Annotated in this window: 17 protein-coding genes; 10 read left to right on the top strand and 7 right to left on the bottom strand. The window is 59.0% G+C overall.

Annotation, left to right across the window (positions count from 1 at the left end; all coding sequences use genetic code 11):
• The first annotated feature begins 14 nt into the window (after window positions 1-14).
• Genes ACKLNI_RS09450 through ACKLNI_RS09440 form a run of 3 tightly spaced genes read left to right on the top strand, consistent with a single transcriptional unit; the run spans window position 15 to window position 1,543 of the window.
• Window positions 15-245, top strand: a complete 231-nt coding sequence (locus ACKLNI_RS09450) for a hypothetical protein (protein WP_413718816.1) — start codon at window positions 15-17, stop codon at window positions 243-245.
• A gap of 51 nt (window positions 246-296) precedes the next feature.
• The gene (locus tag ACKLNI_RS09445; protein ID WP_413718815.1) at window positions 297-923 is read left to right on the top strand and encodes a MarC family protein; all 627 of its coding nucleotides are present in this window, start codon (window positions 297-299) and stop codon (window positions 921-923) included.
• 38 nt (window positions 924-961) lie between these two features.
• Window positions 962-1,543: a retropepsin-like aspartic protease family protein gene (locus ACKLNI_RS09440; protein ID WP_413718814.1), complete on the top strand. Its 582-nt coding sequence runs from the start codon at window positions 962-964 to the stop codon at window positions 1,541-1,543.
• On the opposite strand, the gene ACKLNI_RS09435 is transcribed toward ACKLNI_RS09440, so the two are convergent.
• Both ACKLNI_RS09435 and ACKLNI_RS09430 read right to left on the bottom strand, forming a co-directional pair.
• Window positions 1,540-2,001: a DNA polymerase III subunit chi gene (locus ACKLNI_RS09435; protein WP_413718813.1), complete on the bottom strand. Its 462-nt coding sequence runs from the start codon at window positions 1,999-2,001 to the stop codon at window positions 1,540-1,542. The two genes, ACKLNI_RS09440 and ACKLNI_RS09435, sit on opposite strands and share 4 nt — an antisense overlap.
• Window positions 2,002-2,005: 4 nt before the next feature.
• Complete coding sequence (locus ACKLNI_RS09430; protein ID WP_413718812.1) at window positions 2,006-3,484, bottom strand: leucyl aminopeptidase; 1,479 nt, start codon at window positions 3,482-3,484, stop codon at window positions 2,006-2,008.
• 133 nt (window positions 3,485-3,617) lie between these two features.
• Here ACKLNI_RS09430 and lptF point away from each other — a divergent pair, with 133 nt between their 5' ends.
• The 6 genes from lptF to rsmA are packed head-to-tail and all read left to right on the top strand — an operon-like array spanning window position 3,618 to window position 11,009.
• A complete protein-coding gene (gene lptF, locus ACKLNI_RS09425) occupies window positions 3,618-4,745 on the top strand; it encodes an LPS export ABC transporter permease LptF (protein WP_413718811.1) in 1,128 nt (375 codons plus the stop codon).
• Window positions 4,742-5,839 carry an LPS export ABC transporter permease LptG gene (gene lptG, locus ACKLNI_RS09420; RefSeq protein ID WP_413718810.1) on the top strand — a complete coding sequence of 366 codons (1,098 nt, stop codon included), beginning with the start codon at window positions 4,742-4,744 and terminating at the stop codon, window positions 5,837-5,839. The genes lptF and lptG overlap by 4 nt, the downstream gene beginning before the upstream one ends.
• Complete coding sequence (locus ACKLNI_RS09415) at window positions 5,836-7,947, top strand: LPS-assembly protein LptD (protein ID WP_413718809.1); 2,112 nt, start codon at window positions 5,836-5,838, stop codon at window positions 7,945-7,947. Before lptG ends, ACKLNI_RS09415 begins: the two co-directional genes overlap by 4 nt.
• 6 nt (window positions 7,948-7,953) lie before the next feature.
• Window positions 7,954-9,174, top strand: coding sequence for a peptidylprolyl isomerase (locus tag ACKLNI_RS09410; RefSeq protein ID WP_413718808.1), 1,221 nt, complete (start codon window positions 7,954-7,956; stop codon window positions 9,172-9,174).
• A 3-nt stretch (window positions 9,175-9,177) separates the two neighbouring features.
• Window positions 9,178-10,167, top strand: a complete 990-nt coding sequence (gene pdxA / locus ACKLNI_RS09405) for a 4-hydroxythreonine-4-phosphate dehydrogenase PdxA (protein WP_413718807.1) — start codon at window positions 9,178-9,180, stop codon at window positions 10,165-10,167.
• Window positions 10,168-10,169: 2 nt separating this feature from the next.
• Entirely contained in the window at window positions 10,170-11,009 is an 840-nt protein-coding gene (rsmA, locus tag ACKLNI_RS09400) for a 16S rRNA (adenine(1518)-N(6)/adenine(1519)-N(6))-dimethyltransferase RsmA (RefSeq protein WP_413718806.1), read from the top strand.
• 6 nt (window positions 11,010-11,015) lie between these two features.
• Here the strand turns inward: rsmA and ACKLNI_RS09395 are convergent, their stop codons facing one another.
• The 3 genes from ACKLNI_RS09395 to prfA form a co-directional block, all read right to left on the bottom strand.
• Window positions 11,016-11,732 (bottom strand): DUF4167 domain-containing protein, encoded by a 717-nt coding sequence (locus ACKLNI_RS09395; protein ID WP_413718805.1) that lies wholly within the window; start codon window positions 11,730-11,732, stop codon window positions 11,016-11,018.
• A 175-nt stretch (window positions 11,733-11,907) separates the two neighbouring features.
• On the bottom strand, window positions 11,908-12,732 hold the full coding sequence (gene prmC, locus ACKLNI_RS09390; protein ID WP_413718804.1) for a peptide chain release factor N(5)-glutamine methyltransferase: 825 nt from the start codon (window positions 12,730-12,732) through the stop codon (window positions 11,908-11,910).
• The gene (gene prfA, locus ACKLNI_RS09385; protein ID WP_413718803.1) at window positions 12,729-13,784 is read right to left on the bottom strand and encodes a peptide chain release factor 1; all 1,056 of its coding nucleotides are present in this window, start codon (window positions 13,782-13,784) and stop codon (window positions 12,729-12,731) included. Before prfA ends, prmC begins: the two co-directional genes overlap by 4 nt.
• A 71-nt stretch (window positions 13,785-13,855) precedes the next feature.
• Between prfA and ACKLNI_RS09380 the strand changes: the two genes are divergently transcribed.
• The gene (locus ACKLNI_RS09380) at window positions 13,856-14,188 is read left to right on the top strand and encodes a hypothetical protein (protein ID WP_413718949.1); all 333 of its coding nucleotides are present in this window, start codon (window positions 13,856-13,858) and stop codon (window positions 14,186-14,188) included.
• Here the strand turns inward: ACKLNI_RS09380 and ACKLNI_RS09375 are convergent.
• Window positions 14,090-14,518, bottom strand: coding sequence for a DUF1499 domain-containing protein (locus ACKLNI_RS09375; RefSeq protein ID WP_413718802.1), 429 nt, complete (start codon window positions 14,516-14,518; stop codon window positions 14,090-14,092). The two genes, ACKLNI_RS09380 and ACKLNI_RS09375, sit on opposite strands and share 99 nt — an antisense overlap.
• 117 nt (window positions 14,519-14,635) lie before the next feature.
• Complete coding sequence (speB, locus tag ACKLNI_RS09370; RefSeq protein ID WP_413718801.1) at window positions 14,636-15,595, bottom strand: agmatinase; 960 nt, start codon at window positions 15,593-15,595, stop codon at window positions 14,636-14,638.
• Window positions 15,596-15,611 lie beyond the last annotated feature (16 nt).

The following is a 15,611-nucleotide window of genomic DNA, read 5'->3' as shown; positions in this document are numbered from 1 at the left end:
GTATCGAGTGCCCAATGAGTATCCTTTTGCCCCTTGGCGGATTTGTTCTTTCCGCATTTTTCGGATTTGTCGGCTATCGCCTTGCGAATGCGACGCGTAACCGCGACATCAAAAAGAATTTCACCTATCATGGACGTGTTCAGGCGCTGTACGACGAAGTCAGCCGTTCTGGCGCGATGTCCATGGCCTCAATTCTGAAAAGGGCCGTGATAGCAAGATCGGCTCCCTACCAGGTTAGGTTCTGAGCTCCGCCATCGGGACTTGCACCCGGCTGAAAATCCTGTTCAACGAACGGGATGACACCGGAACTGGCTCCTTACGTGACGGCGTTTGTCACACTGGTCGTGATCATCGACCCGGTGGGCCTTGTGCCGCTTTTCGCTGCCCTGACACAGGGACAGGACGCGTCCCACCGGCGAGGCATCGCCTTGCGGGCCTGCCTGACGGCCGCCTTTCTCCTGACGATCTTCGGACTGCTTGGTGATGCCGTCCTGAATTTCGTCGGCATATCCATGCCCGCATTCAGGATCGCAGGCGGCATACTTCTGTTTCTGACTGCGCTCGACATGCTTTTCGAGAGACGAACCAAGCGTCGTGAAGACAAAACCCATGTGCACGAGCAGGATCCCTCTGTTTTCCCTCTGGCCATACCGCTGATCGCGGGCCCCGGAGCAATCGCCACCATGATTCTGCTTGCCGGTCAGGAAGGGGCGGACTGGTCGTGGATCGTTGCAGTGCATGGCGTGATGCTCGGCGTCCTTGTGCTGACCTTTCTGATGTTTCTCACCGCTGGTCCGCTGGAACGACTTTTAGGACCAACGGGAATCAATGTGGTCACCAGACTTTTGGGCATGCTTCTGGCAGCGCTGTCCGTCCAGTTCGTACTGGATGGGCTTGCGGATTTCGGCTTCGCGGGCGCATAGACCTTCCGATTGCCTTCCGAAGAACATATCTCCTTCCCATGGACAGTTCGGATTTCCCTCGCCTCGTTTACCTGGTCATTCTTCTGACCGCAGTTGTCGGCTGGCTGATTGCCGAGAACCGTAACTCACTGGGCAAGACGGTCAGGTCGCTTCTGGCCTGGGGTATGATTTTCATTGGTGTAATGGCCGGCTATGGTCTCTGGGGGGACATCCGTAAGGACATCGCACCGCAGCAATCGGTTCTGGAAGATGGCGCCGGCATATCCGTTCCGCGATCGGCTGACGGACATTTCCACCTGACGCTCCAGGTCAATGGTATACCGGTGGAGTTTCTCGTGGATACAGGGGCAACGGACATGGTCCTGACACGCAAGGATGCGGTACGCGTCGGACTGAACCCGGATACCATGCCGTTCCTTGGGCGAGCTCGCACGGCCAACGGCGTCGTCGAGACGGCATATGGCAGCGTCGAAAGCGTCGCATTGGGGCCATTTCGCTTCCGTGACGTCGATGTCGCCGTGAATGGCGGCGATATGTCCGGCTCACTTCTGGGCATGTCTTTCCTCAGCCGCTTCGGAAGGCTGGAAATCTCGGGCAATCAGTTGCTGCTGGAGCCCTAGGCCCCAGAGCTCTCGGCCTTCTTGACCCAGCGCCCACCGTCCTCGGCCCAATACTGGGCCGATACACCGCCGGCGATCAGGCTTTTCCACTGATTACGAGCAAGTTCCACTGCGGACGGGTCCGCGCCATCGAACAGGATGCAGGCGCGCTCCACGGCAAGAATTTCTTCTGGAGTGAGATCGGCCCCACCCACGCTCATGATGCACGAAGCATCGTTGGGGCAGTCGGAACCTGTCGTCAGAAGTACAGGCTGCATCGCGTCATGCTCACCGCCTGCAATCCCGTGCGGAAGAAATCCATCTCCTGACCAAAGCTGACGATCAAGCCGCTCGATCAGGTCCTGATCACGCCCGCGCACGATCACCTTCCACCCAGCATCCAGCGCTTTCGACAAAAGAACCGGCAATGTCCTTTCCAGCGGTCGCTCCGTCAGGTGATAGAATAGCACGGCCCCCATGGCGTCAGCCTTCGTACCGGTCGTTTATGAGACGGTTCAGCGCCAGAACGCCCCAGCCCGTTGCGCCCTTGGGGGCATAAAGTGAATCGGTGCTGAGGCTGGCGACACCCGCGATATCGATGTGAATCCAAGGCGTTTCGTCCTTGACGAAACGATGCAGGAACTCTGCCGCCGTGATCGAACCTGCAGGACGCCCTCCGACGTTCTTCACATCGGCCACGCGGCTCTTGAGCTGTTTGGCATACCCCGGTCCGAGAGGCATCCTCCACGCGCCCTCGCCTTCGAGCTCGGCAGACTCGAGGAATGCCTGGGCCAGTGAATCGTCATTCGAGAAGATACCCGCATTTTCATGCCCAAGCGCGATCACCATGGCACCTGTCAGTGTTGCGAGGTCGATCATGCCGCTGGGCTTGAACCGTTCTTGCGCGTACCACATGACGTCGCAAAGCACGAGACGGCCCTCGGCATCCGTGTTGATTACTTCGACCGTATCGCCCTTCATGCTGCGTACGACATCGCCAGGGCGCTGCGCGCGCCCGTCCGGCATGTTTTCGACGAGGCCAACAAGTCCTACCACGTTCGCCTTGGCCTTTCTGAGCGCAAGGGCGCGCATCACCCCGGCCACAGTGCCTGCGCCGCCCATGTCCATGGTCATGTCTTCCATGCCGCCCGCAGGCTTCAGAGAGATGCCGCCGGTATCGAAACAGACGCCTTTGCCGATCAAAGCGAACGGCGCCTCTTTGCCGCCGCCGTTCCACTCCATTACGACGACTTTCGAAGGACTTTCGCTGCCCTGGCCAACCGCCAGAAGCGTGCGCATGCCGAGTTTCTCCAGTTCGGGCTCGTCCAGAACCTGAACCTTTAGCCCGAGTTGCTGCATCTCCAGCAAACGCTCGGCGAATTCCACCGTGGTCAGTACGTTCGATGGCTCGTTGACGAGATCGCGGGTGAACCAGACACCTTCCGCCAGCGCGGTCACAATCTCCCCCTCCGCGGCAAGCGCGTCGGGCTGGGTGGTCATGACGGTCAGAGCGCCGGCGCCTTTGTTCTTGTCATCGGAACTTTCGGTCTGGTGCCGCTCAAACGCATAGGCGCGCAAGAGAGCACCGAGGACGATGTCCGGCAGCCCTTTCATCGCGCCGGCAAGAAGGAGAACGCTTGCGCCGCGCAGATGTTTGCCAATGGAGGCGCCTGCCTTGCGGGCCGCATCTCCGCGGATGCGCCGATCAAGTCGAACGACCAGGATCTCTTCGGCAGCCAGGCCGGTCGGGAACGATAGTGATCGCGCCTCACCGTCCTTCATGCGCGCGAAGGATGTGCTTTCGGCAAAGCGTTCCAGCGCACCGCGCGTCAAGCGGTTCACGCGGCGCGCAAGTTGGTCAAGTTTCCCGCTCTCAGGCAGGAAAACAACGATATGGCCTCCTGCATCCTTAATCGCATCCAGATTCACGGGCACGAAAGACAGACTTGGCAGTTCAGACATTGAGCAGGCTCCCTCGGGGTCCCCTCTCCTTACCCCTGCCCTTGACGGCTGACCAGCGCCGATGGGCCGCCTATGCGGTTTTACCCCAGATCATGATGGTCTAGTGTCGCGTTAACGTATTCCAGGCGCATGAATGACCGGACGATTCGACAGATATCTCTTGTCCCAGTTTCTGATGTTGTTCGGGTTCTTCGCGCTCGTTCTGGTACTGGTCTATTGGGTCAATCGCGCCGTCGTGCTGTTTGATCAGTTGATCGCCAACGGCCAATCTGCCGCAGTGTTCCTCGAGTTCACTGCGTTGTCCCTGCCGAACGTCATCCGGGTCGTACTGCCGATCGCGGCTTTCGCGGGAACGGTCTATGTCACGAACCGGCTGACCTCGGAGAGCGAACTGGTCGTGGTCCAGGCGACGGGGTTTTCACCGTGGCGGCTGGTGAGGCCCGTTCTGGTCTTCGGAATCTTTGTATTCGTACTTGGATCCATCCTCGCCCATATTCTTGTGCCGATCAGTCTCAGCCGTTTGAGCGACCGGACTGTCGAGATTTCCGAGAACATGACCGCCCGCTTGTTGAGGGAAGGACAGTTTCTGCATCCCTCGGATGGAGTCACCTTCTACATCAGGGAGATATCGGCGGTTGGTGAATTGAAGAACATCTTTCTTTCAGACACCCGAAATCCAGGCGTTTCGGTTACCTACACCGCTCGCGAGGCACTTCTGCTTCGAGGCGCGACCGCACCGACATTGGTGATGATTGATGGAATGGCGCAACGCTACGATGTCGGCGAACGCAACCTTTCAGTGACGCGGTTTGACGATTTTGCCTTCAATCTTGAAGGGCTGCTCGAAACAATCGGCAAGTCACGGACGCGTCCGCAAGAACTCTCGACAGGGGAACTCCTTGCTGCCAGCCAGGAGACTCAGACTTTGACCGGCGCGACGCGGGCGGTTCTTGTTGCCGAAGCTCATGAACGCATCGGAAATGCCTTGAATGGTCTTGTTGCGCCTCTGATCGGTTTTGCGACGCTGCTGCTGGGCGGTTTCTCGCGGTTTGGGATCTGGCGGCAAATCATTGGCGCGATCTTCGCGCTGATCCTTGTCCAGATGATCACGCAAATGGGTCAGGATGCTGTGCAAGGCAATGCGGATCTCTGGCCGGCGGCCTACATCGGCCCGACATTCGGTGGCCTGCTGGCTTTGGCCTTGCTGTATCTTGCGGCCAATCCAACCGCATTACGGCCAAGACGCGGGGCAACCCAATGACGCTCCATCTGTACTTCGCACGACGGTTCTTGAAGAGTTTCGTCTCGGTCCTTCTTGTTTTCTTCGCAATCCTCAGCCTGATCGATCTGGTCGAGCAGATCCGGCGTTTCGGCGCGGCAGACACAGGCTTTGGAACTCTGATCATCCTGACATTCCTGAACGTTCCGGAAGGCCTTTACCGCATTCTGCCACTGATCACGATCCTGGCAACCTTGTCGCTCTTTCTGGCGCTTGCCCGCTCGTCGGAACTGGTGGTCACACGCGCTTCGGGGCGGTCGGCTTTGAAGAGTCTTGTATCTCCGGTTCTGATGTCCCTCTTCCTTGGTATCTTAGCCGTCGCCCTCATAAACCCGATAGTGGCGGCCACTCAAAAGCAGTACGAGGTCATGACGCAGCGTATCTCCGGCGTCGTTTCAACCCTGTCAGTCAGCTCCGAGGGGCTATGGCTCAGACAGGGATCGCGTGATGGTCAGACGGTGATCCGGGCAAACCGCTCCAATCTGGATGGCACCATCCTGTTCGGCGTTACCTTCCTTGGATACGATCGCGAAGGAACGCCAACTTTCCGTATCGAGGCCCAACAGGCCCAACTTGTGCCTGGGGCCTGGGCGATAACCGACGCAAAGGAGTGGCGCTTTGACACCGATGCCGCGGTTCCCGAGGTCGATGCTTTCGAAAGCCCGAACCTGAGCCTTGCGTCGAACCTCACACGGAACCAGATCCTTGACAGTTTCGGCACGCCATCGGCCATTCCCATCTGGGAACTACCCGCCTTCATCGCGCGACTGGAATCGGCCGGCTTTTCGGCGCGTTCGCATCGCACCTTCCTGCACATGGAACTCGCTTTGCCGGTACTTCTGGCGGCGATGGTTCTGGTTGGCGCGGGCTTCACCATGCGCCACACCCGCTTCGGGAGAACCGGCGTCATGGTACTTGCGGCGCTGGCGTTGGGTTTCACGCTTTACTTCATCCGCAATTTTGCGGCGATCCTTGGTGAGAACGGTCAGATCCCTGTCATCATGGCGGCTTGGGGGCCGCCTGTTGCGGCCGTTCTCTTGCCACTTGGTTTGCTGCTCCACCTGGAAGACGGATGATGCGGGCGCTTCTTGCTGTCTTTCTCCTTTGGCTGGCCGCTTCGCCTGCCTTTGCCCAGGATCTTGCGTCGCTGATCGCAGACAGGATTAGCGTGGACCCCTCGGGTCAGGTCACCGCGACGGGCAATGTCGAGGTTTTTTATGCCGGCACACGGCTTACTGCTCAATCAATCACGTACTCGCAGGATGGAGACCGGCTGACGATCGAAGGCCCAATCAAGGTGACTGAAGCGGATGGGACAGTCCTGACCGCCAGCAGCGCCGAACTTGACCGGGACTTGCGAGATGGGATCCTGCGATCGGCACGCATCGTCCTTGACCAGCAATTGCAAATGGCCGCGAACGAAATCGCGCGGGTCGGTGGGAGGTACACCCGGCTCGAGCGCGTGGTCGCCTCGTCCTGCGAAATCTGCGCGTCGAATCCGACACCGGTTTGGGAAATTCGCGCGCGGTCGGTTATCCATGACCAACAAGAGCGTCAGCTTTATTTCACTGGCGCTCAGATGCGAGTCGTCGGAGTTCCGGTATTGTATTTTCCGCGGCTCCGGCTGCCCGATCCGACGCTGGAGCGCGCGAGAGGGTTCCTTATCCCGCGCTTTCGCACCTCATCCGATCTCGGCACCGGTCTAAAGCAGCCCTATTTTGTTCCCATAGGCGCGCATGCCGATATCACGCTGACCCCTTACCTTTCCTCCTCCACCCGGACCCTGGAACTGTCTTATCGCCAGAGCCTCCGTGGCGGCGAAATCTCGGCAACTGGCGCGATCACGAACGATGATATTCTTGGAGACCGTGGGTATCTCTTTGCAAATGCCACATACAGACTGCCCAAGGACTTCATCCTCTCCGCGCAGTTGGAGTTCGTCTCGGATCCGGGATACCTGTTCACCTACGACTATTCCGACAAGGATCGATTGACCAACGAACTTGCCGTCAAGCGGGTACGCAGTAAGGATCTTTTCCGAGCTTCAGTGACCGAGTTCAAAACGCTGCGAAGCGAAGAAATCCCCATCCGCGACACGCTTCCAGACCGCTTTATCGAGGTCTTCTATGAACGCGAATTGCCCCGGTTGGCATTTGGCGGTCGTACGACGCTTTCCGTTGAAACGTCGGCTTTGAATCGTCCCTCCGCGGTCAACATAGACGGTCGGGACGTCAGCCGGATCGGGACGTCCCTTGAATGGCGCCGTGATACCATTTTCGCTTCCGGCGTAGTGGCCGCCGCCGAACTTGGCTTCAGAATGGATGTTTACAACACCGGTCAGGACAACAGCTTCAAGGGAAACATGACCCGGTTCGTTCCCCGAGGGGCCCTGGAATTGCGCTGGCCATTGGGACGCGATACCGCTGATGGCGGACGCGAAGTACTGGAGCCTGTTATCAGGCTCGATATTGCGGACGCGGGCAGCAATGCTCCACCAGTCGAGGACAGCCGGATCGTGGAGTTCGACGAGGCAAACCTATTCTCGCATACGCGCTATCCCGGAACTGACGGAATCGAGGATGGAACAAGGGTCGCGGCAGGCCTGGCATGGCGTCGCGACGATCCTCAGGGTTGGAGCATGGATTTCGCTTTTGGCCGCATCGCACATCTGGACGGCGATCTCGGATTCAGTTCCGGCACCGGATTGGATGGCGACCGTTCCGAATGGCTGATCGCGGCCCGGTTCGGAATCGGCGACCGCCTTTTCCTCGCCAACAGGTCGCTCTTCGACGAAAAGGCGAACTTCACCCTCAACGAATCCCGTGTTGACTGGTCGACCGACTCTTTTCGGCTTAGTTCCAGTTACATCTACGCCGTTCCAGAACCCGCCGAGGGGCGCGACGACAGGTTGTCGGAATGGTCTTTCGACGGCAGCTACGACCTGAACGACAGGTGGACGGCCAGTGCCGATTGGCGTTATGACTTCACCGCGGGCCGTTCGGCACGCACCGGGATCGGGATGGGCTATCGGAGCGAGTGCATTGATATCATGCTTTCACTATCAAGGCGCTATGCCACGTCTAGTTCGGTTAATCCAACAACCGACTTCGGCTTCCGCGTCTCGCTGGTCGGCCTCGGTGGCACCGCAAGCGATAAACCCCGAAGCAGGGTCTGCAGAGGATAAAGGGTCGTGAGACAAAGCCGTATTCTTGAATGCCTGATTGGCGCAGTGCTTGCCGCATCGATTTTCGCGGCTTCACAACCCGCACAGGCCCAAAGCCGCTTCTCGCCCGCTATCAAGGTCGGCGACTCGATTGTCACCCGGTACGAACTGGACCAGCGGACCCGGTTTCTGTCGCTCCTGGGTGCTCCGGGAGATCCGCGAAACCTGGCGCGGGAACAACTGATAAACGAGGCCGTACAATTGTCAGCAGCGTCCGACGCTGGCATCGAGACGTCGGCGGAAGAGATCGAAGCGGGGATGGAGGAGTTCGCCGGACGGGCGAACCTGACAGCTGAAGAATTCGTCGCCGCACTCGGACAGAATGGCGTCGACTCCGAAACTTTCCGCGATTTCATCGGTGCCGGTGTCGCATGGCGCAGTTTCGTGCGCCAGACACTCGGCGAAACCGCCCAGGAAATTCCACGGGACCTAGTGCGTCGCACTCTCGCTCAGACCGGAACTGAGGGAGGGTTGCGGGTTCTCGTCTCGGAAATCCTTTTGCCCGCCACTACCCCTGAGACAGCCGCAGCATCCCGTGCCCGGGCTGCACAGATCTCGGCGCTGACAAGCGAAGAAGCCTTTTCGGCAGCTGCACGCGAATTATCCGTTGCGGCCTCTTCCGCCTCGGGCGGCGCCTTGAACTGGGTCGCGCTCGATACTCTGCCGGATATGATCCAGCCGGTGATCGCCGGCCTGACGCCAGGCCAGATAAGCCGCCCTATCGAACTGGAAAACGCGATTGGCGTTTTCCTTCTGCGCAAAGTGGAGCGTGTCGATCCCGGTGCGACCAACGATCTGGCGGTCGACTATGCGCTGTTCATCACCGACGGCACGCCGGGCGCCGCGGAACGGGTCGCGCAGGAGGTCGACGTGTGCGATGACCTTTACGGAATCGCGCGCGGACTTCCCGAGGAACGACTTGTCCGCGATCTGCAGCCGTTGGGTGCCCTGCCCGCCGATATCCGGGCTGAAGTCACCCAGTTGGATCAGAACGAGGTTTCCACGCGGATCATTCGAAACGGTGCTCCGGCTGTCCTCATGCTTTGTGAGCGCAAGCCCGCCCGCGAGTCCTCCGTGGACCTCGAAATCGTTGGCAACCGGCTTTTGAATACACGTCTCGGGACAATGGCCGCAGACCGCCTTGCCGATCTTCGGGCAAATACGATCATCACCGATATTGCCAACTGACAAATGGCGGAGACACGTTTTCCGCCCGTCGCTTTGACTTGTGGCGATCCCGCCGGAATAGGTCCGGAGATCGCATGCAAAGCTTGGGAAGTGCTTGGGAAAGACTTGCCGTTCTTCTGGATCGGCGATCCACGGCACCTTCCGGAGAACGCCAGGTTTGAGACCATCGACACTCCTGACGGCGCAGCGGATGCCGCACAATGCGGGCTACCTGTTCTGGTGCATGAATTCCCCAGCCTGGCCACTCCCGGACACCCAGCCCCTGAAAATGCTATCGTCGTTGTGCAGGTGATCGAACGCGCTGTGCGGCTGGTGCAGCAGGGCGCGGCTTCTTCGCTGTGCACAGCTCCGATCTCGAAGAAGGAACTGGTCGATCACGCTGGCTTCTCTCATCCCGGCCACACAGAGTTTCTTGCCGATCTTGCCAGCGTTGACCGTGTGGTGATGATGCTTGCGGCCGAGGAGTTGAAGGTCGTACCCGCCACGATCCACATCCCGCTCGCCGACGTTCCGCAAAAGTTGACGCCCGGCCTGCTTAAAGACACCCTTCGGATTGTCGCGAATGCCATGGAATCCGATTTCGGAATCGCAGCGCCCAGGATCGCGGTAGCCGGTCTCAACCCTCATGCCGGAGAAGGTGGACTGCTGGGAAAGGAAGAGACCGACTGGATAGCGCCTTTGTGCAAGGCTCTATGCGATGAAGGGCTGAACCTAACAGGCCCACTTCCTGCCGACACCATGTTTCATGCCCGAGCCCGTTCCCAGTACGACGCCGCGGTCGCGATGTATCACGATCAGGCGTTGATCCCCATAAAGACGCTGGCATTCGATCGCGGAGTGAACGTCACGCTAGGATTGCCCTTTATCCGAACCTCGCCCGATCACGGCACCGCGTTCAACATCGCGGGAAGTGGAGAAGCCGATCCGACATCTTTGATCGAGGCGTTGAAACTGGCGGACACGATGGCGCGGAAACGCGCGGGACTAAACTGACCGTGCCCGCAATCGACTCTCTTCCTCCGCTACGCGAAGTCATCGCGACACATGGGCTTGCCGCTAAGAAATCCTTGGGGCAGAATTTTCTTCTGGACTTGAACCTCACTGCGAAGATTGCGCGCTCGGCGGGAGACCTTACCGGAGCAGACGTTCTGGAGATTGGCCCGGGGCCCGGAGGGCTGACGCGAGGATTGCTTGCGGAGGGAGCGAGAAAGGTACTCGCTGTCGAAAAGGATGCCCGCTGCCTTCCGGCGCTGCAGGAGATCGCGGCTGCCTACCCAGGCAGGCTTGAAGTGATCAACGCAGATGCACTGGCGCTCGACCCCTCCGAGCGTCTGACGCCGCCGATAAAGATCGTGGCAAACCTCCCCTACAATGTCGGCACCGAGCTTCTCACTCGCTGGCTCGACCCGGCTGACTGGCCACCTTTCTGGGATAGCCTGACCCTGATGTTCCAGCGCGAAGTGGCGGAACGGATCGTCGCGCAGCCTGGTTCCAAGGCCTATGGAAGGCTTGCCGTACTGGCCCAGTGGCGCTGCACTGCGCGGATTGTCATGGAACTGCCTCCGGAGGCTTTCACGCCGCCGCCCAAAGTGCGATCCGCGGTCGTTCATCTTCAGGCACTGCCGGAACCACGCTTCCCCGCCGATGCCCGACTGCTCCAGGCAGTTGTCGCGCAGGCGTTCAACCAAAGACGCAAGATGCTTCGCGCGAGCCTCAAAGGATTGCGACCCGATATCGAGGATCGCCTTCTTGCCGCAGGAATTCAACCGACCGACCGGGCCGAGACCGTAGATCTCGAGAGGTTTTGCGCCCTTGCTCGGAACTTGGAGAGCTGACCCCCGCTACTCGGCCGCGTCCGGCGTTGGCTGCGCCGGGATTTGTTCCGCGTCCTCAGGCTTGCTGCGCGCCCGGCGTTTGCGTTTGGGCTTGTCCTCGGGCGTTTCAACCAATCCGCCGTCCGAGCTTTCGTCCAGGTCTATGATGTCTTGCCGGCTATCGCTCGATTTCTGATGCTCTTCCGAAGTTGCAGGAGCCACGGAATCGCGGTTACGACCGCCACTGGACCGACCGCGCTGTTCGTTCGCGCCGTATCCGCCATCGTTGCGATCGTCAGAGACGTCCGGCTGTCGGTCACCGGAACCCTGATCGCTCTGCGGCTGATCCGAAGCGCCGTTGTTCGTGTATCCACCCTGCCCTTGATTGCCCTGCTGCTGACGCTCCTGCATCTCGCGCTGAGCTTCTGAAAGCATGCGCAAATAATGCTCCGCATGCTGCTGGAAGTTCTCAGCCGCGACACGGTCGTTGGACAACTGTGCATCGCGAGCAAGCTGGTTGTACTTGTCGATAATCTGCTGGGGCGTGCCACGCACCTTCCCCTCGGGACCCGAGGAGTCAAAGACGCGGTTCACGATGTTACCCACCGAACGGTTGCGGTTCCCCTTGGACCGCGAACGTGACTTGGAAGATCTCATAAAAGGTCCTGTAACAGCCTTTAATTGGTCTTGCGCGGTGTCTTGGCTGATGCGTTCGGCCCAATGCCGAGCTTTCTCTCCGTGCAAGTCTGGCAAGGTGCAAATGGGGAGATACGCTAGCGGACCAAATCAGCGATCCACGGCCTCCAGCCGCTTGCAAGAAACGGTCTAGCCAGTGAGTCCCCGCAGGGCAAGCGCAAACTTACCGAACATGTGGCATTTTCTGCTGGTTTGCGCCCTTTCGTGGCACAAACCCGCCAATTTACACGCTTGGCGCGACTCCAGAGACGACTCGTTCTCTTCTGTCAAGATCGTGGTGAACTTCGACATTTTCAAGTCCGCCCTCACGGAAGAGGCTTGAAACGGCGGCTCCTTGGGTGGGGCCGATCTCCACAAGCAAGCGTCCGCCAGGTTTCAGGTGCTGGAGAGCGCGACTTGATATGCGGCGATATGCGGTCAGACCGTCGGCTTCATCCGTCAACGCGGCCCGCGGTTCGTAGTCTCGCACTTCGGGTTGCAAAGCCTCCATCTCTCCGGCGGCGATATAGGGCGGATTGGATACAATGAGATCGAACCGGCCTCCGATGTCGTCGTACCAGTCGGAAAGCGGCAAAACGAGGCGGTCTGCCATACCAAGCCGCGCCGCGTTCTCACCGGCAACAAGAACCGCCTTGTGGGAAATATCTGTACCGACTCCAGTGGCCTCGGGGCGCTCGATGAGAAGAGATATCAGAATGCAACCGGACCCCGTTCCCAAATCCAGTACCCGATTGAAGGGCTTGCTCAGCGCCAGTTCAACAAGAGTTTCTGTATCGGGACGCGGATCGAGGACATCCGGCGTAACCCGAAAGGAGGACTTGTAAAACATCCGCCGGCCGGAGATGTGCGAAAATGGCTCGCGTCGTGCACGTCGATCCACAAAATACTGAAATTTCGCTAATTTCTCGGAATCCACGTTTGCAGAGCGATCGACGAAAGCGGACGAATCGATCAGTCCCCAGAGCGCGATTGCTTCGGCCTGCCCGGTCTCGATTCCCGCCTCCTGGAGGCGTTTACCTGCTTGCCGTAAAGCTTCGCCGATTGTCAAAGCCCCTGCTCCGCAAGCTTGGCTGCCTGATCCTCTGCGACGAGTGCGTCTATGACCTCGTCCAGATCGCCTTGCAGGATATCGGCCAGACGATAGAGCGTGAGGCCAATTCGGTGATCCGTCAGCCGGCCTTGCGGGAAATTATAGGTCCGGATTCGTTCCGAACGATCCCCCGACCCGACTTGCGACTTACGATCGGCCGCGCGTTCATCGGCAGCCTTCTGACGTTCCATGTCGAAAAGCTTGGCGCGCAAATGCGCCATGGCGATGGCCCGGTTCTGATGCTGGGACTTCTCCGAGGACGTGACCACAATACCAGTCGGGATATGCGTGATGCGTACCGCGGAATCCGTCGTGTTGACATGCTGACCACCCGCACCGCTGGCACGCATGGTGTCGATCCGGATGTCCGTCGCCGGAATGTCGATATCGACCTCTTCTGCCTCCGGCAGAACCGCAACCGTGGCGGCAGACGTATGGATACGTCCACCCGACTCGGTTTCCGGGACACGTTGCACCCTATGCACACCCGATTCAAACTTGAGACGTGCAAACACGCCCTCACCCGAGACATTGACGACAGCTTCCTTGACCCCACCAAGCTCGGTCTCGGCCAGTTCGATAATGTTGAACTTCCAGCCTTTTGCTTCAGCGTAGCGCTGGTACATCCGCAAGAGGTCGCCTGCGAAAAGCGCGGCCTCCTCTCCTCCTGTTCCGGGTCTGATCTCCATTATGGCTGGACGGGCATCAGCGGAATCCTTGGGAAGCAGAGCCAGCCGCAGACGCTGCTCGGCCTCAGGGAGCCGTTCCTTCAAATCGGCAAGCTCTTCCTCGGCCAGAGCCTTCATTTCCGGATCGCCAAGCATGCTTTGTGCATCCTGTCGCGACTCGAGCATGGCACGATAGGCTTCGATTTCGGCAACGACCGGCTTCAGCTCAGAATATTCCCGCGCCAACTGCGCGATTTCTCCCGCCTCGGCGCCACCCGACATTTTCGCTTCCAGGAACTGAAAGCGCTCGCGTATCTGGTTGAGTGTCTGTTCTGGGACCATGTGTTCCTGTTGCCGATCATCGGTGCGGCGTCAAGCTGGCGCGCGGTTTCTTTGAATGCTATTATGATATGATGAAGTTGCAATTCGCCCTCTTGCCGCTTCTCGTAGCGTCGGCGGCGTATGCCGATGTGAAGGGTCCCGGCGGCAAGACAATCGACTGTTACTGCACGGACACTCAGGGAGCCAGGGTCGAACTTGGCGAGACGATCTGTCTTTTCGTAAACGGGCGCGCATTCATGGCTCAGTGCCAGATGTCCCTGAACGTGCCGATGTGGCGCGAGGTCAGTGAGGGTTGCCTTTCGTCGTCACTCTCCAAGCCGCAGTCGCATGTCCTGCAACCATCGGTCGAGACGCTCGGCATTGACGCCCCAATCGTATCCACGGGTGCCGACCCGCGCTCTTGAGATTACCGAAAGCTTTGTCACATCCCCTTCGCTCACGGCCTTTACCGTGATGAAGTCTGCGAAACCGAAGACACGGCTGCGCGTGACATATGTCAGCATCCCTTCGTCGATGTCTCCTTCGAGCAACCGTGTACGCGGCTCCGCCGTCGCAATCTCGTCGAAGGTCGAAAGAACGGTTTCGGGATCGGCAGGATAACGCGGCGCATCGCGACCAATAAACCGTACGCCGGACCTTTCCGGGTTCCCAGCATCCGCGGGATCGACGTGCCAGCGATCCCGGTCAATAGGCGCGAAACGTATCCAGAATAGTCCGATGGCAATCAGCGCCAAGAAAAGAAAAATTACTGTTTTCATCGCCTTACCAAATGATCCGAATGTTACCCTATCTTGCCTCAGGGAAGGTAATACATCCCGCTTTCCAATACATTACGAAGCATTTAGTGATTTTCAGCGACGCGTCCAGCACCAAAGGCTGATAAGCTCATAGGCGACATGCGCTCCCATGATCGACGTCATGTTGGCGTGATCGAACGGCGGAGCGACTTCGACCACATCCATGCCAACGAGATTTACGCCGGCCAAAGACCGTAGGATTGGAGCCACTTCGGACGAGGTCAGCCCCTCCCAGACCGGTGTCCCAGTGCCCGGAGCACAGGACGGATCGAAGGCATCGATGTCGAATGTCAGATAAGTCTTGCGATCCCCCAAACGTGCCCGAATCCGCTCGGATATCCTGTCCGGTCCTTCGCGATGGACGCTGCGGGCGTCGATCCTCTCGATCCCAAGGGTGGGTTCATTCTCGACCCGGATACCAATCTGCACCGAATGCTCCACGTCGATCAGACCTTCCTTGACCGCCTTGTATATGATCGTGCCATGATCCACGCGGGTTGGATCATTATCCACCCAAGTGTCGGAATGGGCATCGAACTGTAAGAGAGCCAGCGGCCCATGGCGGGCCGCATGAGCGCGAAGGACGGGGAGCGTAATAGAATGATCTCCCCCGAGCGTCAGGCAGGCTGCTCCACCATCCATCAAGGAACCGATGTGAGCCTCGATACGTCCGGGGACCTCGGAAACTTTGGCATAATCGAATGACATGTCGCCTGTATCCGCGATGGCAAATTCCTCCAGCGGGCTGAATCCCCAGCCATAGGGCGGATCGCCCGCCATCAGCGTCGACGCCTCCCGCAGTGCCCGCGGCCCGAAACGGGCACCAGACCGATGTGTCACGGCCTGGTCGAAAGGAATTCCGGTGACAGCGATATCGATCCCTTCGAGAGATTTCGTCAGTTTTCGACGAAGAAAGGACGGGACGCCGCTGAAGACATTCTCATAGGACAGGCCTTTTGGATTGTCGCGGGTGATGGCCGTATCGACTTCGTTCGCAGCGTCTTCAAGACCCATGGAATCCTCCTATTCC

This window comes from Silicimonas lutimaris, assembly GCF_047314965.1.
Lineage (GTDB): Bacteria > Pseudomonadota > Alphaproteobacteria > Rhodobacterales > Rhodobacteraceae > JAVJUV01.
The sequence above is the reverse complement of the archived record's forward strand: the minus strand, read 5'-3'. Positions and strand labels throughout refer to the sequence as shown.